Below are 22,549 nucleotides of genomic sequence, written 5' to 3'. Positions count from 1 at the left end.
AGGAGACCTTCGCCGATGTTGCCTTCTGCTTCGAGCCATCGCGCCAGCCCCGGCCACCTGCACACGCAGAAGTGGCGCGGCCGGATCGGGCTCGCGCTGGTTGCCAGCCTGTCGGTACTGGCGGGAATGACCGACGCCATCGGTTTCATGGCCAGCGGCGATTTCGTCTCGTTCATGAGTGGTAATACCACGCGACTGGCGGTGGCGATCAGCGATGGCAATCTCGGGCTGATCTTGCGGCTGGTGATCCTGATTTTCACCTTTATCGTCGGCAACGCTTTGGGCATCGTCATTGGGCGGCTCGGCGGACGACGGGCACTGCCGTTGATGTTGTGCATCGCCACCCTGCTCTGCGCAGCGGCCGCCTGGCCGTATGACACGCAGCTACCGGCGCTGCTGGCGGCGATCATCGCCATGGGCATGCTCAACGCGGCGGTGGAGGAAGTGAACGGTCTGCCGGTCGGACTGACTTACGTGACCGGCGCGTTATCACGGTTTGGTCGCGGATTGGGCCGATGGCTGCTGGGCGAACGGCGCAATGGCTGGCGGGTGCAACTGGTGCCTTGGAGCGGGATGTTCATCGGCGCCATCATCGGCGCGGTGCTGGAGCATCATCTGGGACTCAGGGCACTGTTCGTCAGCGGTTTGCTGGCGGGCGTGGTGGCGCTGTTGTCGCTGAGCATCCCCCGGCGCTGGCAGCTCGGCTATATGCCGCGCTGAGGTTTCCTGTGACATCCCCCCTGCCGCCATCGCTAGCAGGCTAGCTGCCACTGGGAAGTTGTGATCGGCAGCGGTCAATGTGGGAGCCAGCCTGCTGGCGATGAGGCCGTGTGGGCAATATCGACTTCGCCGCCTCGCCGATAAAGCTTTATCATGGCCGCAGTTTTGCTGATCGAGTCCGTCATGAAGTTCGCCATTGCCGTGTTTTCCTCCGCCCATGCGCCCTCCTCGCGCCGTGCCCTGCTGTTCGCGCAGGCTGCACTGGCTGGGGGGCATGAGATTGTCCGGCTGTTTTTCTATCAGGACGGCGTTTATAACGCCTCCGATGCCGTGGTCACGCCGCAGGATGAGCTGGACTTGCCCAAGCAATGGCGCACCTTCGTCACCGAACAGCAACTGGACGGCGTGGTGTGCATCGCCGCTGCCCTGCGCCGCGGCGTACTCAATGACGAAGAAGCCAAGCGCTATCAGCGCGACGCGGTTGCTGTCAGCGCGCCGTGGGAGTTGTCCGGTCTGGGGCAATTGCATGACGCGGTACAAGACGCCGACCGTCTGATCTGTTTTGGAGGCGCATGACATGGCCAAATCCTTGTTGATCATCAGTCGCCAATCACCATGGTCTGGCCCCGGCGCCCGTGAAGCGCTGGACATCGTGCTGGCCGGTGGTGCCTTCGATCTGCCGATTGGCCTGCTGTTTCTCGACGACGGCGTGCTGCAATTGGCTGCCGGGCAAAACGCCAATGCTGTGCAACAGAAAGATCTCAGCGCCAACCTGCAAGCGCTGCCGATGTTTGGCGTTGAAGAGCTGTTCTATTGCGCCGACAGCGCCGGCTTGCGTGGCCTGCACGATGTTTCGCTGGACGAAGCGCAGGCGCTCGACGCCGAACAAATCACCGCCCTTATTGACCGTTACGACCAGGTGATGACCCTCTGATGTCGACTTTGCATGTGTTGTCTCATTCCCCGTTTGGCGATGATCGCCTGAGCAGTTGCCTGCGCTTGATCGGCGCCGCCGACGCCTTGCTGTTATCCGGCGACGCCGTGTACGCCTTGCAACCGGGCACTGCGCCGTTCGATACGCTGAACCAGCGCCGGGTGAAACTGTTCGCCCTCGCCGAAGACGCGCAGGCCCGCGCCATCGATGTTCCGGACTGGGCCGAAGCCATCGATTACCCGGCCTTCGTCGAACTGTCGATCCACCATGACAAGGTCAACAGCTGGCTATGAATTCCATCACCGTCGGCGCACGCACCATCGAACTGGACAAGGATGGCTTTCTGGTTGACTTGAGCGACTGGTCGCACGACGTCGCCAGCGCCCTCGCCGCCGCCGAAGAAATCGAGTTGAGTCCCGAACACTGGGAAATCCTCGAACTGCTGCGCAGCTTCTACGCTGAGTTCCAGCTGTCCCCGGCTACGCGCCCGCTGATCAAATACACCGCGCTGAAACTTGGCCCGGACAAAGGCAACAGCCTGCACCTGAACCGACTGTTCAAAGGCACCCCCGCCAAACTCGCCGCGAAACTGGCGGGCCTGCCCAAACCGACGAATTGCTTATGACCGACTATCCAGCGCTGACCCTCGAAACGCCTGCCGAACACCCGTTCGCCCAATTCGTGCGAATCCTCGGCAAAGGCAAGCGCGGCGCCCGCGACTTGACCCGTGAAGAAGCTCGCGAGGCGATGGGCATGGTGCTCGACGATAAAGTCGAAGAGACCCAGCTCGGCGCATTCCTGATGTTGCTGCGGCACAAGGAAGAAAGCGCCGAGGAAATGGCCGGTTTCACCGAAGCGCTGCGCGAACGCTTGCAAGCGCCGCCATTGAATGTCGATCTGGACTGGCCAACTTACGCCGGCAAAAAGCGCCATCTGCCGTGGTATCTGCTGGCGGCCAAATGCCTGGCGCAGAACGGCGTGCGCATCTTCATGCACGGCGGCGGCGCTCACACCGCCGGGCGTCTGTACAGCGAGCAATTGCTTGGCGAATTGAATATTCCGTTGTGCCGCAACTGGCAGCAGGTCGGTAGCGCACTGGACAACGGTGGTCTGGCGTTCATGCCGCTGATGGACTGGGCGCCGCAACTGCAAAAGATGATCGACCTGCGCAACACCCTCGGCCTGCGCTCGCCGATTCACTCGCTGGCGCGGATTCTCAATCCATTGGGCGCTCGTTGCGGACTGCAAAGTATTTTCCACCCGGGTTATCAGGCAGTGCATCGCGATGCCAGCGGCTTGCTCGGCGACACGGCGATTGTAGTCAAGGGCGACGGCGGCGAAATCGAGATCAACCCGGATGCCGACAGCCATTTGTATGGCACCACGGGTGGCGAAAGCTGGGACGAGGAATGGCCGCAACTGTCGGCGCAACGCCACGTAAAACCGGCCTCGCTGGACGTTGAACACCTCAAAGCGGTGTGGCGTGGCGACGTGGTCGACAGCTATCCACAAATGGCGCTGATTTCGACCATGGCGCTGGCGCTGCGCGGTCTCGGTCAAGATCGGGTTCAAGCCTTCACCACCGCCGAAAACTACTGGGCAGCACGGAACAAATCGATTTAGCCGATCATTCACGCCCGATCTTTGCGCTTTTTGTTCGAACTCAGCGGAATAGACTCGACTCCAACGCTTATTGGTTTCTGGAGTCTTGATCATGGGTTTATTAGTCGATGGCCGCTGGCAGGACAAGTGGTACGAAAGCAGCAAGGACGGTGCGTTCGAGCGCGAACAGGCAAAACGACGCAACTGGGTCACCGCTGACGGCCAACCCGGGCCGAGCGGTGAAGGCGGTTTTGCTGCCGAGGCCGGGCGCTATCACCTCTACGTGTCCCTCGCCTGTCCATGGGCGCACCGCACGCTGATCCTGCGCAAACTCAAGGGACTGGAAAGCCTGATCGATGTTTCCGTGGTCAGTTGGCTGATGCAGGAAAACGGCTGGACGTTCGACAAGGCCTTCGGCTCGACCGGCGACAAACTCGATAATTTTGAATTCATGCATCAGCGCTACACCGCCGATACCGCCGACTACACCGGCCGCGTCACCGTGCCGGTGCTCTGGGACAAACAGCAAAATCGCATCGTCAGCAACGAATCGGCGGAGATCATCCGCATGTTCAACAGCGCCTTCGATGCACTGACCGGCAATGATCTGGACTTCTACCCGGCACCGCTGCGCGGTGAGATCGATGCGCTGAACGAGCGGATCTATCCGGCCGTGAACAACGGTGTCTACCGCGCAGGCTTTGCCACGTCGCAACAGGCTTACGAAGAAGCGTTCGATGAGGTGTTTGCCGAACTGGATCACCTTGAACGGGTGCTGGGCGCCAATCGTTATCTGACCGGGGAATACCTGACGGAAGCGGACATCCGGTTGTTCACCACGATCATTCGTTTCGACGCGGTGTATCACGGGCACTTCAAGTGCAACCTGCGGAGGATTGCCGATTACCCGAACCTGTCGAACTGGCTACGCGAGTTGTATCAGTGGCCGGGGATTGGCGAGACGGTGGACTTTCAACACATCAAGCACCATTACTATGGCAGCCACAAGACCATCAATCCGACGGGGATTGTGCCCAAGGGGCCGGAGCAGGATTTCACCGTGGTGCATGACCGTGCGCGGTTGAGCGGGAAAGGGGTTTGGCGCCGGGGCTGATCCGAAGAGTACGGTGCTTTGAGGGCCTCTTCGCGAGCAAGCTCGCTCCCACATTGGATTTGTGAACGACGCAGATCCAGTGTGGGAGCGAGCTTGCTCGCGAATGAGGCGACTCGGTCTCAGACCTGCGCCTGAGCCCCTTCGAACCACGCCAGTTTCTCGCGCAGTTGCACCACTTCACCAACGATAACCAGTGTCGGCGCATGCACTTCATGCTCCGCGACCATTTTTGGCAAGTCAGCCAGCGTGCCAGTAAAGACTCGCTGATTGACCGTGGTGCCCTGCTGGATCAACGCCGCCGGGGTATCAGCACCGCGACCGTGTTTGATCAACTGTTCACAGATGATCGGCAGGCCCACCAGGCCCATGTAGAACACCAGCGTCTGCGCCGGGGCGACGAGGTCGGCCCAAGGCAGATCGGTGGAACCGTCCTTCAAATGCCCGGTGACAAAGCGTACTGACTGCGCGTAATCGCGATGGGTCAGCGGAATCCCGGCGTACGCCGCGCAACCACTGGCCGCCGTGATACCCGGCACCACCTGGAACGGAATCCCGTGTGCTGCCAGCTCTTCGATCTCTTCGCCACCACGGCCGAAGATGAACGGATCACCGCCCTTCAGGCGCACCACACGTTTGCCGGCCTTGGCCAGATCGACCAGTTGCTGGTTGATCTGATCCTGCGGCACCGCATGATCTGCGCGACGCTTGCCGACATAAACGCGCTCGGCATCACGACGGCACAATTCGAGAATTGCCGGCGCGACCAGACGGTCGTAGAGCACCACGTCAGCCTGTTGCATCAGACGCAAGGCTTTGAAGGTCAGCAGATCAGGATCGCCCGGCCCCGCACCTACAAGATAAACCTCGCCAGTAGTCACGGTCGCTTCGCCGTCGATTTTCGCCTGTAACAGGCGTTCAGCCTCGGCGCCCTGCCCGGCCAGTTGCCGGTCGGCAATCGGGCCCTGGAAAACGTCTTCCCAGAAACCGCGCCGCTGCTGCACATCCGGGAACAAGCCTTTGACCTGATCGCGGAAACGTGCGGCCAGACCCGCCAGTTGACCGTAAGTCGACGGAATCCAGGTTTCGATCTTGGCGCGAATCAAGCGTGCCAGCACCGGCGCATCGCCGCCGCTGGACACCGCAATGATCAACGGCGAACGATCGACAATCGCCGGGAAGATCACGCTGCACAGCGCAGGCGCATCGACCACGTTGACCGGCACGCAACGCCGATGGGCATCGCTGGAGACTTGCGCGTTCAACTGTTCGTCATCAGTCGCGGCAATGATCAGCCCGCAACCGTCCAGATCCGTTTCGGCGTACCCGCGCAGCAGGCACTCGCCGCCGCTGGCATCGACCAGTTCGCGCAGTTGCGGTTCGATCTCGGGTGCGACTACCCGCAGCAGCGCACCGGCATCGGCCAGCAGGCGGGATTTGCGCAAGGCAATTTCCCCCCCTCCGACGACCAACACACGACTGCCGCGCAGGTTGTGAAACAGCGGCAGATATTTCATTTAGCCGATGACCTCAAGGCCACCCATGTACGGCTTCAGCACGTCCGGCACGCGAATCGAACCGTCGGCCTGCTGGTAGTTTTCCAGCACGGCAACGAGGGTACGACCGACCGCCAGGCCAGAGCCATTCAAGGTATGCACCAGTTCAGGCTTGCCGGTTTCCGGATTGCGGAAACGCGCTTGCATACGGCGGGACTGGAAGTCGCCACAGTTGGAGCACGACGAGATTTCGCGGTACTTGTCCTGGCTCGGAATCCACACTTCAAGGTCGTAAGTCTTGACCGCGCTGAAGCCCATATCGCCAGTGCACAGTGCCAGGGTGCGGTAAGGCAGACCAAGCAGTTGCAGGACTTTTTCAGCGTTGGCGGTCAGGCCTTCCAGCGCTTCCATCGAGGTCGACGGCTCAACGATCTGGACCATTTCAACCTTGTCGAACTGGTGCTGACGGATCATGCCGCGAGTGTCACGACCTGACGCGCCGGCTTCGCTGCGGAAGCACGGGGTGTGAGCAACGAACTTGATCGGCAGCAGTTTCGAATCGACGATTTCGCCAGCAACAATGTTGGTCAGCGACACTTCAGCGGTCGGGATCAGGTACAGATCCGCTTCGCCTTCGCGAGCGATTTTGAACAGGTCCTCTTCGAACTTCGGCAGTTGACCGGTGCCTTGCAGCGCCGGGGCCTGAACCAGATAAGGCGTATAAGCCTCTTCGTAGCCATGCTCGTTGACGTGCAGGTTGATCATGAACTGCGCCAGAGCGCGGTGCAGACGGGCAATCGGGCCACGCAACAGGGCGAAACGTGCACCGGACAGCTTGGCGGCGGTTTCAAAGTCCAGCCAGCCGAACTTCTCGCCCAGGGCTACGTGGTCTTTCACTTCGAAATCGAAAGCAGTCGGCGTGCCCCAGCGGCGCACTTCGACGTTATCGTCTTCGTCTTTACCGACCGGTACCGACTCGTGCGGCAGGTTCGGGATGCCGAGCAGGATCGAATCCAGATCGGTCTGGATCGCGTCCAGCTCGACTTTACCGGCACTCAGCTCGCCCGCCATGCGCTCGACGTCCGCCATCAGCGGCGCGATGTCTTCGCCGCGCTGCTTGGCCTGGCCGATGGATTTGGAACGCGCATTACGCTCAGCCTGCAGTGCTTCGGTGCGGGTCTGGACGGTCTTGCGCTGTTCTTCCAGCGCTTCGATGCGCGCAACATCCAGGGCATAGCCACGGGAAGCCAGGCGGTCCGCTACGTCCTGAAGGTTGCTACGTAACAGTTTGGAATCGAGCATGTCGGTTTCTCGTTATCAAAGTTTGGTCAAAGACAGGCCAGCCCACGTCGCGAGCAGCCCGCCGAATACGCTGATCGCCGCATAGCCCAGGGCCAGCGGCACTTGCCCGCTTTCCAGCAAGCGCACCGTATCCAGTGAAAAGGATGAAAAAGTCGTCAGCCCCCCGAGGAAGCCAACCATCAACCCGGCACGCACCTCAAGTGGCACCTCCGGGCGTATCAAAAACAGGCCGTACAACACGCCAATCAACAGACAGCCCACGATATTAACGGCCAGCGTCGCGGTATAGAAGTGCCGCGGCCAATTGGCGTTGACCCAATTGGCCGTGCCGAAGCGCAACAATGTGCCGGCAACCCCGCCTGCGGAGACTGCAAGTATCAATGGAAGCACTATTTTCTCCGCTGCCGAGGGCTCAAACGATCGAGTTGAGCGAGGTGATTGAGCTTCTCGCCGATCTTCAACTCCAGGCCTCGCGGCACCGGTTGATAGAACGGGATCGGGTCGAGCTCTTCCGGGAAATAGTCTTCGCCAGCGGCATAAGCGTCCGGTTCGTCGTGGGCGTAACGGTATTCGTCGCCGTAACCCAACTGCTTCATCAGTTTCGTTGGCGCATTGCGCAGGTGCAGCGGCACTTCCAGCGAGCCATGTTCGGCTGCGGCGCGCAAAGCGGTTTTGAAGCCCATGTACACCGCGTTGCTTTTCGGCGCGCAAGCCAGATAAGTGATGGCCTGGGCCACCGCCAACTCACCTTCCGGGCTGCCGAGGCGTTCCTGCACTTCCCATGCGGCCAGGCACAGGCTGAGTGCGCGAGGATCGGCGTTACCGATGTCTTCGCTGGCCATGCGCACCACACGCCGAGCCAGGTACAGCGGATCGCAGCCACCGTCGATCATTCGTGCAAACCAGTACAACGCGCCATCGGGATTGGAGCCACGCACCGATTTGTGCAGCGCCGATATCTGGTCGTAGAACGCTTCGCCGCCCTTGTCGAAACGCCGACGGGTGTCACCGAGCAAGCTTTGCAGCAGGTCGGTGCCGATTTCGCTGTTGTCTTCGGCCAGATCCGAGGCGTTTTCCAGCAGATTGAGCAGGCGCCGACCATCACCGTCAGCGGCGGACAACAGCATCTGAAAACCTTCATCGCTGAGGGTCAGATTGCGTTTGCCCAGCCCGCGCTCTTCGGTGAGCGCGCGATGCACCAGTTTGCGCAGCGCCACTTCGTCGAGGCTTTTCAGCACGTAGACGCGGGCCCTCGACAACAGGGCGTTGTTCAGTTCAAACGAAGGGTTTTCGGTGGTTGCGCCGATAAAGATCAGCGTGCCGTCTTCAACGTACGGCAGAAATGCATCCTGCTGCGACTTGTTGAAGCGGTGCACTTCATCGACGAACAGAATGGTGCGTTTGCCGTACTGGCCGGCTTGCTGCTTAGCGATCTCAACGGCCTGACGGATCTCTTTGACCCCGGCGAGTACCGCCGAAACTGTTTCGAAGTGCGCATCAGAGACTTCCGCCAGCAACCGCGCCAGTGTGGTTTTGCCGACGCCCGGTGGCCCCCAGAAGATCATCGAATGCAGCGCGCCCTGCTCCAGCGCCTCACGCAGAGGTTTGCCGCGAGCGAGCAGATGCTCCTGACCGACGTACTCGTCCAGATTGGCTGCGCGCAAACGCGCGGCCAGTGGCTGGGCAATCGGTGCACTGCGAAACAGATCCATCACGTACCGTTGAAACCTCTGATTTTCTGAACCCCGGTGGAACCCTTGTGGCGAGGGGATTTATCCCCGTTCGACTGCGAAGCAGTCGCCGCTTACGGGGCCGCTTCGCAGCCCAACGGGGATAAATCCCCTCGCCACAAAAGCTCCCCCGACCAAAGGGCGATACAGTTTATTCCTGGATCACGTCCGCCCCCTTGGGGATGTCGAACTTGAACTTCGAAGCCGGGACTGCTTCGTTGGCCTTCACCCCGGTGAACAGGATGTTGGTGCGCTGGCCGACGCTGTCGATCAGTTGCATGTCATTGACCAGACCGTTGCGGAACGACAGGCGCAGGCTGTCGAACAGGGTGTCTTTGGTCTTTGGCTTGAGCGTGAAATCGATCACCCCGCCCGCCTCTTTTGCCGAGATATCGAAGCTCTGGTTGATCTTCGATACGTCGCCGGACAACAGCAGAGCCGGGGTTTGAGTCAGACGTACATCAAGGTTCTTGATGGTTGCCTGCTCCAGATCCGGGTCCCACAGCGTGACTTTCTTGCCGTCGGAAACCATGGTCTGTTCGTTCGGTGCTTCGGTGTGCCAGTAGAACAGGCCCGGACGCTGCAGCGCCATTTCACCACGGGTCTCCTGCAACTGGGTGCCGCTGCCGTCGAGGGTCAACTGCGAAAAATTCGCGGTCAGGGTCTTGGACGTTTCAAGCAATTGGGTCAGACGAGCCACGTCCTTGTCATCGGCGTGAGCAGTAAAAGTGGTCAGTGCCAGAACCGGCAACAGCATGCGGATAAGACGCATGGGAGTCCTCTTGAATATCCATGGGGAGAACGGACGGCGCGTCATTGCACCGTCCGGAGCATTCGTGTCAGTCGCGTACCGGGCCCGGGGCCAGAACTTCACGCGAACCGTTGGTGTTCATTGATGTGACGACCCCGGCCATTTCCATGGACTCGATCATCCGTGCAGCGCGGTTGTAACCGATCTTCAGCTTGCGCTGCACAGCGGAAATCGATGCACGACGGCTTTCGAGCACGAACTGCACGGCTTCGTCATACAGCGCGTCAGTTTCGGCATCATCGCCGTCGCCGCCACTGCTGCCTTCAAAACCGCTGCCCGCCTCTTCGACACCGTTGAGGATGTCGTCGTTGTATTCCGGCGCACCGCGCAGTTTCCATGCCTCGACCACGCGGTGTACTTCCTCGTCGGAGACGAACGCGCCGTGGACCCGGATCGGCAGGCTGGTGCCCGGTGGCATGTAGAGCATGTCACCGTGGCCAAGCAGTTGTTCAGCGCCGCCCTGATCGATGATGGTCCGGGAGTCGATCTTGCTCGATACCTGGAACGCCATACGCGTCGGGATGTTGGCCTTGATCAGACCGGTGATCACGTCCACCGATGGCCGCTGGGTTGCGAGGATCAAGTGAATACCCGCCGCACGCGCCTTCTGCGCGATACGGGCGATCAGTTCTTCAACCTTCTTGCCGACGATCATCATCATGTCGGCGAACTCATCCACCACCACGACGATGGTCGGCAGCTTGGTCAGCAGCGGCGCTTCGTCGTGAATGCTTTCGCGCTTGTACAGCGGATCGCTCAGTGGCTCGCCGGCATCCTGGGCTTCCTTGACCTTGGCGTTGAAGCCGGACAGGTTACGCACGCCCATCTTCGCCATCAGTTTGTAGCGGCGCTCCATCTCGGCGACGCTCCAGCGCAGGGCGTTGGCGGCGTCCTTCATGTCGGTAACCACCGGGCACAGCAGGTGCGGAATGCCTTCGTAGATCGACAGTTCCAGCATCTTCGGGTCGATCATGATCAGCTTGGCGTCTTCCGGGCCGGACTTGAACAGGATAGACAGGATCATCGCGTTCACACCGACCGACTTACCGGAACCGGTGGTACCCGCCACCAACAGGTGCGGCATCTTCGCCAGGTCAGTGATGACCGGTTTACCGCCGATGTCGTGACCCAGTGCCAGGGTAACCGGCGACTTGAAGTTGTCGTATTCGGGCGTCGACAGCACTTCGGAGAAGCGCACGATCTGCCGGTCTTCGTTGGGAATCTCGATACCGACGGTGGTCTTGCCCGGAATCACTTCAACCACACGCACGCTGGTCACGGCCAGCGAACGTGCCAAATCCTTCGCAAGGTTGGAGATACGGCTGACTTTGACGCCAGCGGCTGGCTGGATTTCGTAACGGGTAATCACCGGGCCCGGATGGATCGAATCCACCGTGACCTCGACACCGAATTCCTTGAGCTTGATCTCCAGCAAGTGGCCGACCGCAGCCAGGGATTCCGGCGAATAATTGAGTTGTTTCTTTTCCGCAGGATCGAGAATCGAGATCGGCGGCAAGGTGCCTTCGACCGCGCTGTCGACGAACAACGGCGCCTGTTTCTCTTTCTGCACGCGCTTGCTTGGCTCGGGCGCCTTGATCGGGGCCGGGGCAATCACTGGCGGTACCTGCTTCTCGCGGTCCGACATGTGCTTGCTCAGGGCCTGTTCGCGCTCGATAAGACGCTCCTTGACCTTGGCCTGCTCACGCTTGTCCGTGACCGTCGGAGCAACCACGTCATGCACGCGGTCATCGACTTCACGCAGTTGCGCGACCAGTTGCTTGCGCTCGGTACGTGCCGACCACCAGCGGTTGAGTGCGCCCTGAAACAATTCGAACAGATCGAGCGTGATCTTGCCGGTGACATCCATCACCTTGAACCACGACAGGTCGGTGAATACCGTCAGGCCGAACAGGAACAGCGCGATGAACAGCAACGTGCTGCCCTGAATGTTCAGCGCATTACGCGCCAGATCGCCAAGGCTCTCGCCCAGCGCACCGCCAGCACCCGCCGGCAGACCGGTGGCTGCGTGGAAATGGATATGCGCCAGCGCCGCGCCGGACAGCACCAGAAACACCAGCCCGATCAGGCGCCAGGAAAACAGCCAGCCGCTCCACTGCCACGGTTCGTGGCGTTGACGGAAGATCTGATAGGCCTTGATCGCCAGCAGCAACGGGAAGATGTACGCAAAATAACCGAGCACCATGAACAGGATATCGGCGCTGTACGAGCCCGCCGGGCCGCCGAAGTTCTGCACGTCGTCGATCTTGCTGTTGTGGCTCCAGCCCGGGTCGTCCTTGCCATAGGTCAGCAAGGCCATCATCAGGAACAGGCACAGGGCGCCAATGGCGATCAATGCACCTTCCTTGAGCCGGTAGTGCAACTGTTGGCGCCAGAGCGGAACGACTGTTTTTGGTGCTGCGGTGGATTTCTTCAAAACGCTTCTTTTCCTGCGCCGGGGGCGCGTCCATCTATTGAATGACGATAAAAAACTGCCCAATCCAGGCAGGTAAAAAAGTTGAACGACACAACTGAGACTACTTTTAACACTGCGCCCCGGTTTTTATAAACACGGCGCACGGCGAATATTCTGCTACAGCCCGGCATTGTACGGGTTTGCGTATCTGACGCCATGCTTCACAGCATAGTCAACCGGGCAAAAGCTGCGGCTCAATTTGAGCATGCATTATGTTTTGTTACAAAGGCTTATGAGGGCTATTTGATGAACATCGCCATGAACGCGGAAAAAGCGCTGAATGGAGCAGACGCACGCCTGAACATGAAGCCCGCTTACGACCGCGCGAACGACCCCAAGTTGCAACGACACCACCGCCACGCAGGACATCGGCGCCGTTTAACGGCACACTTGGCGCAGGGCTTTGCAGCCCACTACCCTCCCCTCTCGCAAGCCCGGACGCCATGCTGACTTGGTTACAACGTAATTCCCTGACTTTCCCGCCTTTGGAAAAGGCCATGCGCGAGCCCAATGGATTGCTGGCTGCCGGCGGCGACCTGTCGGCCGATCGCTTGATTCAGGCTTATCGTCACGGCTGCTTCCCATGGTTTTCCGAAGGCCAGCCGATCCTCTGGTGGTCGCCCGATCCGCGCACCGTGTTACTTCCCGACGAACTGCACGTCTCGCGCAGCCTCGGCAAGTTGCTGCGCAAGGAACGCTATCAGGTGACCTTCGATCAGGATTTCGAAGCGGTCATTCGCGCCTGCGCCGCACCACGGGATTACGCTGACGGAACGTGGATCACCGAAGCCATGCAGAACGCCTACCTCGAACTGCATCGGCGCGGCTTCGCGCATTCCGTCGAGGTTTGGGATCAAGGTGAACTGGTCGGCGGCCTGTATGGGTTGGCGATGGGGCAACTGTTTTTCGGTGAGTCGATGTTCAGCCGCGCCGACAACGCCTCGAAATACGGCTTCGCCACGCTGGTACAACACCTGAAAGACTCGGGTTTTGTGCTGATCGACTGCCAGATGCCGACCGATCATCTGCACAGTCTCGGCGCCCGCGCCATCTCCCGCGACGATTTCGCAGGCTATCTGGCCCGGCACCTGGACCAACCCGGTCGCGCCACCTGGGTTTGCTGAGCGACTTTTGCGCGCGTGGCTTACACTTAATTCACCAGCTTATCCCGAGGGTTGATCATGACCGAGTTGGCGCGCTTGAAGTTCTATGCCACTCAGCCACATTCCTGCAGTTATCTGCCCGAGGAGCAGGCCACGACCCTGTTTCTCGACCCGAGCCAGCCCATGGATGTGCATGTCTACGCAGACCTGTCGGAAATGGGCTTTCGTCGCAGCGGCGATCATCTGTATCGACCTCATTGCCAGAATTGCAATGCGTGCGTGCCTGCGCGCATTCCGGTGGCGCAGTTCCTGCCCAACCGTCAGCAGAAACGCATTTTCAAGCGCAATGCCGATTTGCAGGTACGCCCGACCAAACCGGCGTTCAGCGAAGAATATTTCGACCTGTACCAGCGCTACATCGAACAGCGCCACGCCGACGGCGACATGTACCCTCCTAGCCGCGATCAATTCTCGACGTTTCTGGTACGCGATCTGCCCTTCTCGCGCTTCTACGAATTCCGTCTCGACGGACGGTTGCTGGCCATCGCCGTGACGGATTTACTGCCCAACGGCTTATCGGCGGTTTACACCTTCTATGAACCCGAGGAAGAGCGTCGCAGCCTTGGGCGTTACGCGATTCTCTGGCAGATCGGCGAGGCCCAGCGGCTGGGGCTGGAGGCCGTGTATCTCGGCTACTGGATCAAGAACTGCAAAAAGATGAACTACAAGACGCAATATCGGCCCATCGAATTGCTGATTAATCAGCGCTGGGTTGTCCTGAACTGAACGCAAACCGTAAACCCCTTGGCTTAAACCCCATTTTTCGGGCACAATGCACGCCGCTTTTGCCTGGCGCAGTTGCACCGGGCCATTCATTGGATACCGAGGGCTTTACTGCATGTCGAAAGAAGACAGCTTCGAAATGGAAGGCACTGTCGTCGACACCCTGCCCAACACCATGTTTCGTGTGGAGTTGGAAAATGGGCACGTCGTAACCGCGCATATTTCCGGCAAGATGCGCAAGAACTACATTCGTATTCTTACCGGTGACAAAGTGCGCGTCGAGCTGACGCCCTATGACTTGAGCAAAGGGCGCATTACTTACCGCGCTCGTTAATCAAGTCAATACAAGACGCCCGGCTTATGCCGGGCGTTTTTGTTTGTCTGCGATTTGGGCTTTTTGGGTTCTCGGGGTTTGGGGGTATATCCGTTTTTTTGGTAGCGGCCGCTGGCGGTTTCGCTCTTACAGCGAGTCACCTTTTCCAAACGCCGAAAAGGTAACCCAAAAGGCTTGGCCCCGGCGTACGGCACTTCGCTGAGGCTCAGTGTTCCCTCGCTACGGCGTCCATCAGGGGGCATCGCCTACGGTTTGCTGCGCTGCACCTCCTCTCGATGTATGCGGCTTCGCCGCACGGCGCTGCGCGCCTGCCCCTGATGAACACCTACGCTCGGCCTGCCGATGGGGCTGAAGATCAAAAACCACATCAAGAGCCAGAGCCGGATCAAAAGATCGCAGCGTGCCGCAGCACCTACATGGGGATTGGGTGCATTCAATTAGAAATTGGTCGGCTGTCAGGCCGCCATCGCTGGCAAGCCAGCTCCCACAGGGACTGAGCAAACACCAAATTCCGCTTCGCTCCACCACCACTCAACAGGATGAGCGTTAGCTCGGCAGCAGCTTTTGATCTGAGGGCCCGTCGGCAGGCTGAGTGGAGGGATTTATCCGGGGGTGGGCGCGTAGCGCCGTTTGGCGCAGCCAAATGCATCGAGAGGAGGTGCAGCGAAGCAAACCGTAGGCGATGCCCCCGGATGAAACCCGGAGCGAAGGAACCCCGAGCTCCAGCGAGCGGGCCGAACGTCAGGGTAAAGCCTTTTGGGTTACCTTTTCGGCGTTTGGAAAAGGTGACCCGCCGTAAGGGCGGAACCCTAAGCCGCCATCACCGCAGCAACGGATAAACCCCCAAACCGCAGCCAACAAAAAAGGCGCCCGAAGGCGCCTTTAGAGCTTACAACCGACCGTCAGGCCATCTCAGCGGTAGTCTCGAAGTCAAACGTCAGCTCACCATCCTTGATGTCGATGTGAACCACACCGCCATGCTCGGCCAGCTCGCCAAACAGAATTTCCTCCGCCAACGGACGCTTGATCTTGTCCTGAATCAGACGAGCCATCGGACGCGCACCCATCGCCGAATCGTAACCACCGGCCGCCAGCCAGCTACGCGCCGCGTCAGTCACCTCAAGCAGCACACGCTTGTCTTCCAGCTGCGCCTGAAGTTCGGTGAGGAACTTGTCCACCACACTTTTGATAACCTCATGACTGAGGCGACCAAACTGGATAATGGTGTCCAGACGGTTACGGAATTCCGGCGTGAAGCTCTTCTTGATCACTTCCATCGCATCAGACGAGTGATCCTGATGAGTGAAACCGATCGAAGCACGAGCTGCCGTTTCGGCACCGGCGTTGGTGGTCATGATCACGATCACATTGCGGAAATCCGCCTTGCGCCCGTTGTTGTCGGTCAGCGTGCCATGGTCCATCACCTGCAACAGCAGGTTGAAGACTTCCGGATGCGCCTTCTCGATTTCATCGAGCAGCAATACGCAATGTGGCTGCTTGGTGATCGCCTCGGTCAGCAGACCGCCCTGATCAAAGCCGACATAACCTGGAGGCGCACCGATCAGACGCGATACGGTGTGACGCTCCATGTACTCGGACATGTCGAAGCGAACCAGTTCGATACCCAACGCCTTGGCCAGTTGCCGCGCCGCCTCGGTTTTACCGACACCGGTAGGCCCTGCGAACAGGAACGAACCGACAGGCTTGTCAGGCGATTTCAGCCCGGCACGAGACAGCTTGATCGCAGTCGACAGCGAATCGATCGCCGCGTCCTGACCAAACACCGTCAGCTTCAGATCGCGCTCAAGGTTACGCAGCAGCTCCTTGTCGGAACTGGTGACGTGCTTCGGCGGAATCCGCGCAATCTTCGCCACGATGTCTTCAACGTGCGGCACTTCGATGCGCTTGGCGCGCTTCTCGACCGGTTGCAGACGCTGATAGGCACCCGCCTCGTCGATTACGTCGATGGCCTTGTCCGGCATATGCCGGTCATTGATGTAACGCGAGGCCAGTTCAGCAGCCGCACGCAACGCCTCATCGCTGTATTCGATGTTGTGATGCTGTTCGAAACGCCCTTTCAGGCCGCGCAGGATGCCGATGGTGTCTTCCACCGACGGCTCGACGACATCGACCTTCTGGAAGCGCCGTGCAAGCGCACGATCCTTCTCGAAGATGCCGCGAAATTCCTGGAACGTGGTCGAGCCGATGCAGCGAATGTCGCCAGACGACAGCAGCGGCTTGAGCAGGTTCGAAGCGTCCATAACGCCACCAGACGCAGCACCGGCACCAATAATGGTGTGGATTTCGTCGATGAACAGGATCGCTTGCGGACGTTTTTTCAGTTCATTGAGCAGCGCCTTGAAGCGCTTCTCGAAATCACCGCGATACTTGGTGCCCGCGAGCAGAGCGCCGAGATCAAGGGAATACACAACGCTGCCGGCCAGCAGGTCAGGCACCTGGTTGTCGACAATGCGCTTGGCCAGACCTTCGGCAATCGCGGTTTTACCCACGCCTGCCTCGCCTACCAGCAACGGATTGTTCTTGCGACGACGCGCCAGAATCTGCGCGACACGCTCGACTTCCATTTCGCGACCGACCAGCGGGTCAATACGACCCTGGCGTGCGAGTTCGTTGAGGTTGCTGGCATAAGCATCCAGAGGATTGCCTGAAGAAGAAGACTCACCGCCCTCGTCGTCCTGCATATCTTGTTCACCTTCAGAGTGATCGCCATGCCCCGGCACCTTGGAGATGCCATGAGCGATGTAGTTGACGACATCGATGCGCGCAACGCTCTGCTGTTTCAGCAGAAACACTGCCTGACTCTCTTGCTCACTGAAGATTGCAACCAGCACGTTGGCGCCGGTTACTTCGCGTTTGCCCGAGCTCTGTACATGAAAGACAGCACGTTGCAGTACACGCTGAAAGCCCAGGGTTGGCTGGGTTTCGCGATCTTCGTCATGGACGGGGATCAATGGCGTGGTGGAGTCGATGAACTCCTGCAGGTCGTGCTTGAGTTTGTCGAGGTTTGCGCCGCAGGCACGCAAAACGGTGGCGGCAGCCTCATTGTCCAATAGGGCCAGCAGCAGGTGTTCGACGGTCATGAATTCATGACGTTTCGAACGAGCCTCCTTGAAGGCAAGATTGAGGGTGACTTCGAGCTCGCGGTTTAACATAGCTTCACCTCATACCCAAGTGGTCGGCGATTAACCGTCCTTCTCGATTTCACAGAGTAGCGGATGCTGGCTTTCCCTGGCGTACTGGTTGACCTGCATGGCCTTTGTCTCGGCGATGTCGCGGGTAAACACTCCACATACTGCCCGTCCTTCTGTGTGGACGGCCAGCATGACCTTGGTCGCCAGCTCGCGATTCAGGTTAAAAAACACCTCGAGCACTTCGACGACGAAATCCATCGGTGTGTAGTCATCATTGAACAAAACCACCTTGTACATCGGCGGCGCCTGTAACGCAGGCTTTGCTTCCTGAACAGCAACGCCCGCCGAATCGTCGTCGTGGTGCTCCGGATGTTCCTTTTGGAGAACCGGGCGATCCTGATTGAATGTTAGTCGAATCTGGCTGATTGCATGCATGGAAAGAAAGGTTCGTCAGTTGTGCAAATACAGTGGTGGGGGCGGCTACACACGTTTTCAACTCCGACTGCCCGGTCACCTTGACTATCGGGAAAACGGTGTTACAAACAATAGAGCCCACGGTGGGTAAAAAAGATCCGCGGAGTCAATCCTTTTAACGGATTAGATTGCGGATGTCCTGGATGATACTCCAGCGATGGAGTCTGTTGCAGAGGGATTTGAGCATGGCTGTCGGCAAGGTTAAGTGGTTCAACAACGCCAAGGGGTTCGGTTTCATCAATACCGACACCCACGAAGGTCGCGGCGAGGACGGCAAAGAGATTGATTTCTTCGCTCATTTCTCGGCGATCGAAATGGAGGGCTACAAAACCCTCAAGGCCGGACAACTGGTCAGTTTCGACATAGTTCAGGGCCCCAAAGGCCTGCATGCCGTGAAAATTCAGGCTGCCGAGGCCGCGAAAGATCACACGGCGACCTCTGTCCGCTCAGAAACGGTTACCAACTGATCCACCCGCACTAACCAGACATAAAAAAGCGCCCGGCTCGATCACTCGAGCCGGGCGCTTTTGTTACAGCCGATTTCACTTACATGTGCGAGATCAGCGCATCGCCGAAACCTGACGACGAGACCAGCTTCGCGCCGTCCATCAGACGTTCGAAGTCATAGGTCACGGTCTTGGCCGAAATCGCGCCGTTGGTGCCCTTGATGATCAGGTCGGCCGCTTCGGTCCAGCCCATGTGACGCAACATCATTTCCGCCGACAGAATCAGCGAACCCGGGTTGACCTGGTCCTTGCCGGCGTACTTCGGCGCGGTACCGTGGGTGGCTTCGAACATCGCCACGGTGTCGGACAGGTTGGCGCCCGGCGCAATACCGATACCGCCCACTTCTGCCGCCAGAGCATCGGAGAGGTAGTCGCCATTGAGGTTGAGGGTCGCGATCACATCGTATTCGGCCGGGCGCAGCAGGATCTGCTGGAGCATGGCGTCGGCGATGGCATCTTTGACGACGACATTCTTGCCGGTTTTCGGGTTTTTGAACTGCATCCACGGACCGCCGTCGAGCAGCGTCGCGCCGAACTCTTCGGCCGCCACTTCATAGGCCCATTCCTTGAAGGCACCTTCGGTGAACTTCATGATGTTGCCTTTGTGCACGATGGTCAGCGAATCGCGGTCGTTATCGACCACGTATTGCAGGGCCTTGCGCGCCAGACGCTTGGTGCCTTCGAGGGACACCGGCTTGACGCCGATACCGCAGTTCTGGTCGAAACGGATCTTGGTGACGCCCATTTCTTCTTTAAGGAATTTGATGACTTTGGTGGCTTCCGGCGAACCGGCCTTCCACTCGATGCCGGCGTAGATGTCTTCGGAGTTCTCGCGGAAGATTGTCATGTCGACGTCGCCAGGCTTTTTCACCGGGCTCGGCACGCCTTCGAACCAGCGCACCGGGCGCAGGCAGACGTACAGGTCGAGTTGTTGACGCAGGGCCACGTTCAGCGAGCGGATGCCGCCACCGACCGGGGTGGTCAGCGGGCCCTTGATGGAAACCACGTAATCCTTGACTGCGTCCAGGGTTTCCTGAGGCAGCCAGGTGTCCTGATCGTAAACCTGAGTCGCTTTCTCCCCGGCATACACCTCCATCCAGGAAATCTTGCGCTCGCCGCCGTAAGCCTTCTTCACAGCAGCATCGACAACCTTGATCATGACCGGACTGATATCGACACCAATCCCGTCACCTTCGATGAAAGGGATGATCGGGTTATTAGGAACATTGAGAGAATGGTCTGCATTGACGGTGATTTTGTCGCCGACGGCTGGAACCTGAATCTTCTTGTAACCCATGCTGAACTCCATTGATTGGATTGAACATCTGGCTTGCTTCGAGCGTAACCCAGTTAATTGGACACGCAAACCCCATGTTCGGGCGCCGCGCACAACTCGATTCCTACAAGCCTGAAAGCAAAGGGAAAAGCGCCAAACTCAAGCATTCGCAACGACTCTACGCCCCACCCTGCCCTGCGACCTTTAGACCAATGGACGAGAATCGTTGCATATGAACCATCGGCAGATTGCCAGCCACCTATGTATAATGCCCGCCGCTGACCACAGGGTCACAACGGCCGACCTCTCTAGACAGAGACTTTCCGCCTGATTGGTAAGGTTGTTACCGCAGCCTGACTGCTTGACGCTCTACTGATGCACCCAACATCACCGCGAAGAATCTCGACATTCGGTTCATGGATGACTTTGAACGAACGCGCTTACCCGGCGCCCCTCGAGTTTCTGCGCACGCTTTAGCAAAGAAGAGAGAGTTAATCCGAATATGCCCACCCGCTCGAAGATCATCTATACCTTCACCGACGAAGCCCCAGCCCTCGCCACCTATTCCCTGCTGCCGATCATCGAGGCTTACACCGCCTCGGCCGATATCGCCGTGGAAACCCGCGATATCTCTCTTGCAGCGCGCATTCTGGCCAGCTTCCCCGAGCAACTGGGTGACAAAGCCGTAGCCGACCACCTCGCCGAACTGGGCGACCTGGCCGTTACGCCTGAAGCCAACATCATCAAGCTGCCGAACATCAGCGCTTCGGCTCCACAGCTGCAAGCCGCGATCAAAGAGCTGCAAGCCCAGGGCTTCAACCTGCCGGACTACCCGGAAACCGTGACCAGCGACGCCGACAAAGACGTCAAGGCACGCTACGACAAGGTCAAGGGCAGCGCCGTGAACCCGGTTCTGCGCGAAGGCAACTCCGACCGTCGTGCTCCGCTGTCGGTCAAGAACTATGCGCGCAAGCACCCGCACAAAATGGGCGCCTGGGCCACAGATTCCAAATCCCACGTTGCGCACATGAGCACCGGCGATTTCTACGGTAGCGAAAAAGCTGCCCTGATCGACGCCGCTGACGCTGTGAAAATCGAGCTGATCGCCAAGGACGGTACCGCTACCGTTCTGAAAGAAAAAACCAGCGTACAAGCTGGCGAGATCCTCGACTGCGCCGTGATGAGCAAGAACGCCCTGCGTTCGTTCATCGCCACTGAAATCGAAAGCGCCAAGGCTCAAGGCGTGCTGCTGTCGGTTCACTTGAAAGCCACCATGATGAAGGTCTCCGACCCGATCATGTTCGGCCAGATCGTTGCCGAGTTCTATAAAGACGCACTGACCAAGCACGCTGATGTGCTGGCTCAGATCGGCTTCAACCTGAACAACGGCATCGGTGATCTGTACGCTCGCATCAAGGCCCTGCCGGCCGAGCAGCAAGCGCAGATCGAAGCTGACATTCAAGCGGTCTACGCCGCTCGTCCGTCGCTGGCGATGGTCAACTCCGACAAAGGCATCACCAACCTGCACGTGCCGAGCGACGTTATCGTCGACGCCTCGATGCCGGCCATGATCCGTGACTCCGGCAAAATGTGGGGCACCGACGGCCAGCTGCACGACACCAAGGCTGTGATCCCGGATCGTTGCTACGCGACCATCTATCAGGCTGTGATCGAAGATTGCAAAGCCAACGGTGCTTTCGATCCGACCACCATGGGCAGCGTGCCAAACGTTGGTCTGATGGCGAAGAAAGCCGAAGAGTACGGCTCGCACGACAAGACCTTCCAGATCAAGGCTGACGGCGTGGTTCGCGTGACCGACAGCAAAGGCACCCTGCTGATGGAACAGGCTGTTGAAGCCGGCGACATCTTCCGCATGTGCCAGACCAAAGACGCGCCGATCCAGGACTGGGTCAAACTGGCCGTCAACCGTGCTCGCGCCAGCAGCACTCCGGCGATCTTCTGGCTCGACCCGATGCGCGCTCACGACGGCGTAGTGATCGAGAAAGTTCAGGCTTACCTGAAGGATCACGACACTGCCGGTCTGGACATCCAGATCATGGCGCCGGTCGATGCAATGAAGTTCACCCTGCAGCGCACCCGCGACGGCAAGGACACCATCTCGGTGACCGGCAACGTACTGCGCGACTACCTGACCGACCTGTTCCCGATCATGGAACTGGGCACCAGCGCCAAGATGCTGTCGATCGTGCCGCTGATGAACGGCGGTGGCCTGTTCGAAACCGGCGCCGGCGGTTCGGCTCCGAAGCACGTGCAGCAACTGGTTGAAGAGAACTTCCTGCGCTGGGATTCGCTGGGCGAGTTCCTCGCACTGGCAGCGTCCCTCGAGCATTTGGGTGTGAACTACAACAACCCGAAAGCACTGGTTCTGTCCAAGACTCTGGACCAGGCTACCGGCCAGTTCCTCGACAACAACAAGTCGCCATCGCGCAAAGTCGGCAACATCGACAACCGCGGCAGCCACTTCTATCTGGCGATGTACTGGGCTCAGGCCCTGGCTGCCCAGACCGAAGACGCTGCACTGCAAGCGCAGTTCACGACTCTGGCCAAGACTCTGACCGAGAACGAAGCAACCATCGTTGCGGAGCTCAACGCCGTTCAGGGCAAGCCAGTCGACATCGGCGGTTACTACCACGCCGACGCCGAGCTGATCAGCAAGGCCATGCGCCCAAGCGCAACCCTCAACGCGGCGATTGCTGCGCTGGTTTAAGGTTGTAAAGGGAA

21 protein-coding genes are annotated in these 22,549 nt (G+C 59.1%); 12 read left to right on the top strand and 9 right to left on the bottom strand.

The genetic code is table 11. From position 1 onward, the window contains the following. The first annotated feature begins 15 nt into the window (after nt 1-15). The 7 genes from ACTWLJ_RS18140 to ACTWLJ_RS18110 all read left to right on the top strand — a co-directional run bounded on the left by ACTWLJ_RS18140 (nt 16) and on the right by ACTWLJ_RS18110 (nt 4,370). Nucleotides 16-720, top strand: coding sequence for a YoaK family protein (locus ACTWLJ_RS18140; RefSeq protein WP_445177833.1), 705 nt, complete (start codon nt 16-18; stop codon nt 718-720). A gap of 183 nt (nt 721-903) precedes the next feature. Next, nucleotides 904-1,296 carry a sulfurtransferase complex subunit TusD gene (gene tusD / locus ACTWLJ_RS18135; RefSeq protein WP_445181369.1) on the top strand — a complete coding sequence of 131 codons (393 nt, stop codon included), beginning with the start codon at nt 904-906 and terminating at the stop codon, nt 1,294-1,296. Between the two features lies 1 nt (nt 1,297). Beyond that, nucleotides 1,298-1,654: a sulfurtransferase complex subunit TusC gene (gene tusC / locus ACTWLJ_RS18130; RefSeq protein WP_445177832.1), complete on the top strand. Its 357-nt coding sequence runs from the start codon at nt 1,298-1,300 to the stop codon at nt 1,652-1,654. Then, the gene (gene tusB / locus ACTWLJ_RS18125) at nt 1,654-1,947 is read left to right on the top strand and encodes a sulfurtransferase complex subunit TusB (RefSeq protein ID WP_445177831.1); all 294 of its coding nucleotides are present in this window, start codon (nt 1,654-1,656) and stop codon (nt 1,945-1,947) included. The genes tusC and tusB overlap by 1 nt, the downstream gene beginning before the upstream one ends. Further along, a complete protein-coding gene (locus tag ACTWLJ_RS18120) occupies nt 1,944-2,279 on the top strand; it encodes a TusE/DsrC/DsvC family sulfur relay protein (protein ID WP_445177830.1) in 336 nt (111 codons plus the stop codon). The genes tusB and ACTWLJ_RS18120 overlap by 4 nt, the downstream gene beginning before the upstream one ends. Further along, nucleotides 2,276-3,277, top strand: coding sequence for a glycosyl transferase family protein (locus ACTWLJ_RS18115; RefSeq protein WP_445177829.1), 1,002 nt, complete (start codon nt 2,276-2,278; stop codon nt 3,275-3,277). Before ACTWLJ_RS18120 ends, ACTWLJ_RS18115 begins: the two co-directional genes overlap by 4 nt. A 91-nt stretch (nt 3,278-3,368) precedes the next feature. Continuing rightward, entirely contained in the window at nt 3,369-4,370 is a 1,002-nt protein-coding gene (locus ACTWLJ_RS18110) for a glutathione S-transferase family protein (protein ID WP_445177828.1), read from the top strand. Nucleotides 4,371-4,489: 119 nt separating this feature from the next. On the opposite strand, the gene cysG is transcribed toward ACTWLJ_RS18110, so the two are convergent. The 6 genes from cysG to ACTWLJ_RS18080 form a co-directional block, all read right to left on the bottom strand. Beyond that, a complete protein-coding gene (gene cysG / locus ACTWLJ_RS18105; protein WP_445177827.1) occupies nt 4,490-5,884 on the bottom strand; it encodes a siroheme synthase CysG in 1,395 nt (464 codons plus the stop codon). Continuing rightward, nucleotides 5,885-7,165: a serine--tRNA ligase gene (gene serS / locus ACTWLJ_RS18100; protein WP_445177826.1), complete on the bottom strand. Its 1,281-nt coding sequence runs from the start codon at nt 7,163-7,165 to the stop codon at nt 5,885-5,887. Between the two features lie 15 nt (nt 7,166-7,180). Next, the gene (gene crcB / locus ACTWLJ_RS18095) at nt 7,181-7,555 is read right to left on the bottom strand and encodes a fluoride efflux transporter CrcB (protein WP_445177825.1); all 375 of its coding nucleotides are present in this window, start codon (nt 7,553-7,555) and stop codon (nt 7,181-7,183) included. Continuing rightward, the gene (locus ACTWLJ_RS18090; RefSeq protein WP_445177824.1) at nt 7,555-8,877 is read right to left on the bottom strand and encodes a replication-associated recombination protein A; all 1,323 of its coding nucleotides are present in this window, start codon (nt 8,875-8,877) and stop codon (nt 7,555-7,557) included. The genes crcB and ACTWLJ_RS18090 overlap by 1 nt, the downstream gene beginning before the upstream one ends. Before the next feature lie 169 nt (nt 8,878-9,046). Beyond that, complete coding sequence (gene lolA / locus ACTWLJ_RS18085) at nt 9,047-9,667, bottom strand: outer membrane lipoprotein chaperone LolA (RefSeq protein ID WP_445177823.1); 621 nt, start codon at nt 9,665-9,667, stop codon at nt 9,047-9,049. Between the two features lie 67 nt (nt 9,668-9,734). Beyond that, nucleotides 9,735-12,140, bottom strand: coding sequence for a DNA translocase FtsK (locus ACTWLJ_RS18080; protein WP_445177822.1), 2,406 nt, complete (start codon nt 12,138-12,140; stop codon nt 9,735-9,737). Between the two features lie 482 nt (nt 12,141-12,622). Here ACTWLJ_RS18080 and aat point away from each other — a divergent pair, with 482 nt between their 5' ends. The 3 genes from aat to infA all read left to right on the top strand — a co-directional run bounded on the left by aat (nt 12,623) and on the right by infA (nt 14,399). Then, nucleotides 12,623-13,303 carry a leucyl/phenylalanyl-tRNA--protein transferase gene (gene aat, locus ACTWLJ_RS18075; RefSeq protein WP_445177821.1) on the top strand — a complete coding sequence of 227 codons (681 nt, stop codon included), beginning with the start codon at nt 12,623-12,625 and terminating at the stop codon, nt 13,301-13,303. Nucleotides 13,304-13,360: 57 nt separating this feature from the next. Then, nucleotides 13,361-14,068, top strand: coding sequence for an arginyltransferase (locus tag ACTWLJ_RS18070; protein WP_401211945.1), 708 nt, complete (start codon nt 13,361-13,363; stop codon nt 14,066-14,068). Between the two features lie 112 nt (nt 14,069-14,180). After that, entirely contained in the window at nt 14,181-14,399 is a 219-nt protein-coding gene (gene infA, locus ACTWLJ_RS18065; protein WP_002553999.1) for a translation initiation factor IF-1, read from the top strand. A gap of 902 nt (nt 14,400-15,301) precedes the next feature. On the opposite strand, the gene clpA is transcribed toward infA, so the two are convergent. Together clpA and clpS are read right to left on the bottom strand one after the other, a co-directional pair. Next, nucleotides 15,302-17,572 carry an ATP-dependent Clp protease ATP-binding subunit ClpA gene (gene clpA / locus ACTWLJ_RS18060; RefSeq protein WP_445177820.1) on the bottom strand — a complete coding sequence of 757 codons (2,271 nt, stop codon included), beginning with the start codon at nt 17,570-17,572 and terminating at the stop codon, nt 15,302-15,304. Nucleotides 17,573-17,602: 30 nt separating this feature from the next. Further along, complete coding sequence (gene clpS / locus ACTWLJ_RS18055; RefSeq protein WP_445177819.1) at nt 17,603-17,986, bottom strand: ATP-dependent Clp protease adapter ClpS; 384 nt, start codon at nt 17,984-17,986, stop codon at nt 17,603-17,605. 224 nt (nt 17,987-18,210) lie between these two features. Between clpS and ACTWLJ_RS18050 the strand changes: the two genes are divergently transcribed. Beyond that, nucleotides 18,211-18,492 carry a cold shock domain-containing protein gene (locus ACTWLJ_RS18050; RefSeq protein WP_445177818.1) on the top strand — a complete coding sequence of 94 codons (282 nt, stop codon included), beginning with the start codon at nt 18,211-18,213 and terminating at the stop codon, nt 18,490-18,492. A gap of 79 nt (nt 18,493-18,571) precedes the next feature. On the opposite strand, the gene icd is transcribed toward ACTWLJ_RS18050, so the two are convergent. Next, on the bottom strand, nt 18,572-19,828 hold the full coding sequence (gene icd, locus ACTWLJ_RS18045) for an NADP-dependent isocitrate dehydrogenase (protein WP_445177817.1): 1,257 nt from the start codon (nt 19,826-19,828) through the stop codon (nt 18,572-18,574). Between the two features lie 481 nt (nt 19,829-20,309). On the opposite strand from icd, the gene ACTWLJ_RS18040 reads away from it, so the two are divergent. Next, nucleotides 20,310-22,535 carry an NADP-dependent isocitrate dehydrogenase gene (locus ACTWLJ_RS18040; RefSeq protein WP_445177816.1) on the top strand — a complete coding sequence of 742 codons (2,226 nt, stop codon included), beginning with the start codon at nt 20,310-20,312 and terminating at the stop codon, nt 22,533-22,535. Nucleotides 22,536-22,549 lie beyond the last annotated feature (14 nt).

Source organism: Pseudomonas sp. McL0111 (assembly GCF_052567255.1).
Note: the sequence above shows the minus strand (reverse complement) of the source record. Positions and strands in the feature narration are given on the sequence as shown.

Coding starts and splice junctions, on each gene's coding strand:
- ACTWLJ_RS18120 (WP_445177830.1), top strand. CDS start 1,944: ATGAATTCCATCACCGTCGGCGCACGCACCATCGAACTGGACAAGGAT.
- cysG (WP_445177827.1), bottom strand. CDS start 5,884: ATGAAATATCTGCCGCTGTTTCACAACCTGCGCGGCAGTCGTGTGTTG.
- ACTWLJ_RS18070 (WP_401211945.1), top strand. CDS start 13,361: ATGACCGAGTTGGCGCGCTTGAAGTTCTATGCCACTCAGCCACATTCC.
- tusC (WP_445177832.1), top strand. CDS start 1,298: ATGGCCAAATCCTTGTTGATCATCAGTCGCCAATCACCATGGTCTGGC.
- clpA (WP_445177820.1), bottom strand. CDS start 17,572: ATGTTAAACCGCGAGCTCGAAGTCACCCTCAATCTTGCCTTCAAGGAG.
- ACTWLJ_RS18050 (WP_445177818.1), top strand. CDS start 18,211: ATGGCTGTCGGCAAGGTTAAGTGGTTCAACAACGCCAAGGGGTTCGGT.
- ACTWLJ_RS18040 (WP_445177816.1), top strand. CDS start 20,310: ATGCCCACCCGCTCGAAGATCATCTATACCTTCACCGACGAAGCCCCA.
- serS (WP_445177826.1), bottom strand. CDS start 7,165: ATGCTCGATTCCAAACTGTTACGTAGCAACCTTCAGGACGTAGCGGAC.
- clpS (WP_445177819.1), bottom strand. CDS start 17,986: ATGCATGCAATCAGCCAGATTCGACTAACATTCAATCAGGATCGCCCG.
- tusD (WP_445181369.1), top strand. CDS start 904: ATGAAGTTCGCCATTGCCGTGTTTTCCTCCGCCCATGCGCCCTCCTCG.
- aat (WP_445177821.1), top strand. CDS start 12,623: ATGCTGACTTGGTTACAACGTAATTCCCTGACTTTCCCGCCTTTGGAA.
- infA (WP_002553999.1), top strand. CDS start 14,181: ATGTCGAAAGAAGACAGCTTCGAAATGGAAGGCACTGTCGTCGACACC.
- lolA (WP_445177823.1), bottom strand. CDS start 9,667: ATGCGTCTTATCCGCATGCTGTTGCCGGTTCTGGCACTGACCACTTTT.
- ACTWLJ_RS18090 (WP_445177824.1), bottom strand. CDS start 8,877: ATGGATCTGTTTCGCAGTGCACCGATTGCCCAGCCACTGGCCGCGCGT.
- ACTWLJ_RS18140 (WP_445177833.1), top strand. CDS start 16: ATGTTGCCTTCTGCTTCGAGCCATCGCGCCAGCCCCGGCCACCTGCAC.
- icd (WP_445177817.1), bottom strand. CDS start 19,828: ATGGGTTACAAGAAGATTCAGGTTCCAGCCGTCGGCGACAAAATCACC.
- ACTWLJ_RS18115 (WP_445177829.1), top strand. CDS start 2,276: ATGACCGACTATCCAGCGCTGACCCTCGAAACGCCTGCCGAACACCCG.
- tusB (WP_445177831.1), top strand. CDS start 1,654: ATGTCGACTTTGCATGTGTTGTCTCATTCCCCGTTTGGCGATGATCGC.
- ACTWLJ_RS18110 (WP_445177828.1), top strand. CDS start 3,369: ATGGGTTTATTAGTCGATGGCCGCTGGCAGGACAAGTGGTACGAAAGC.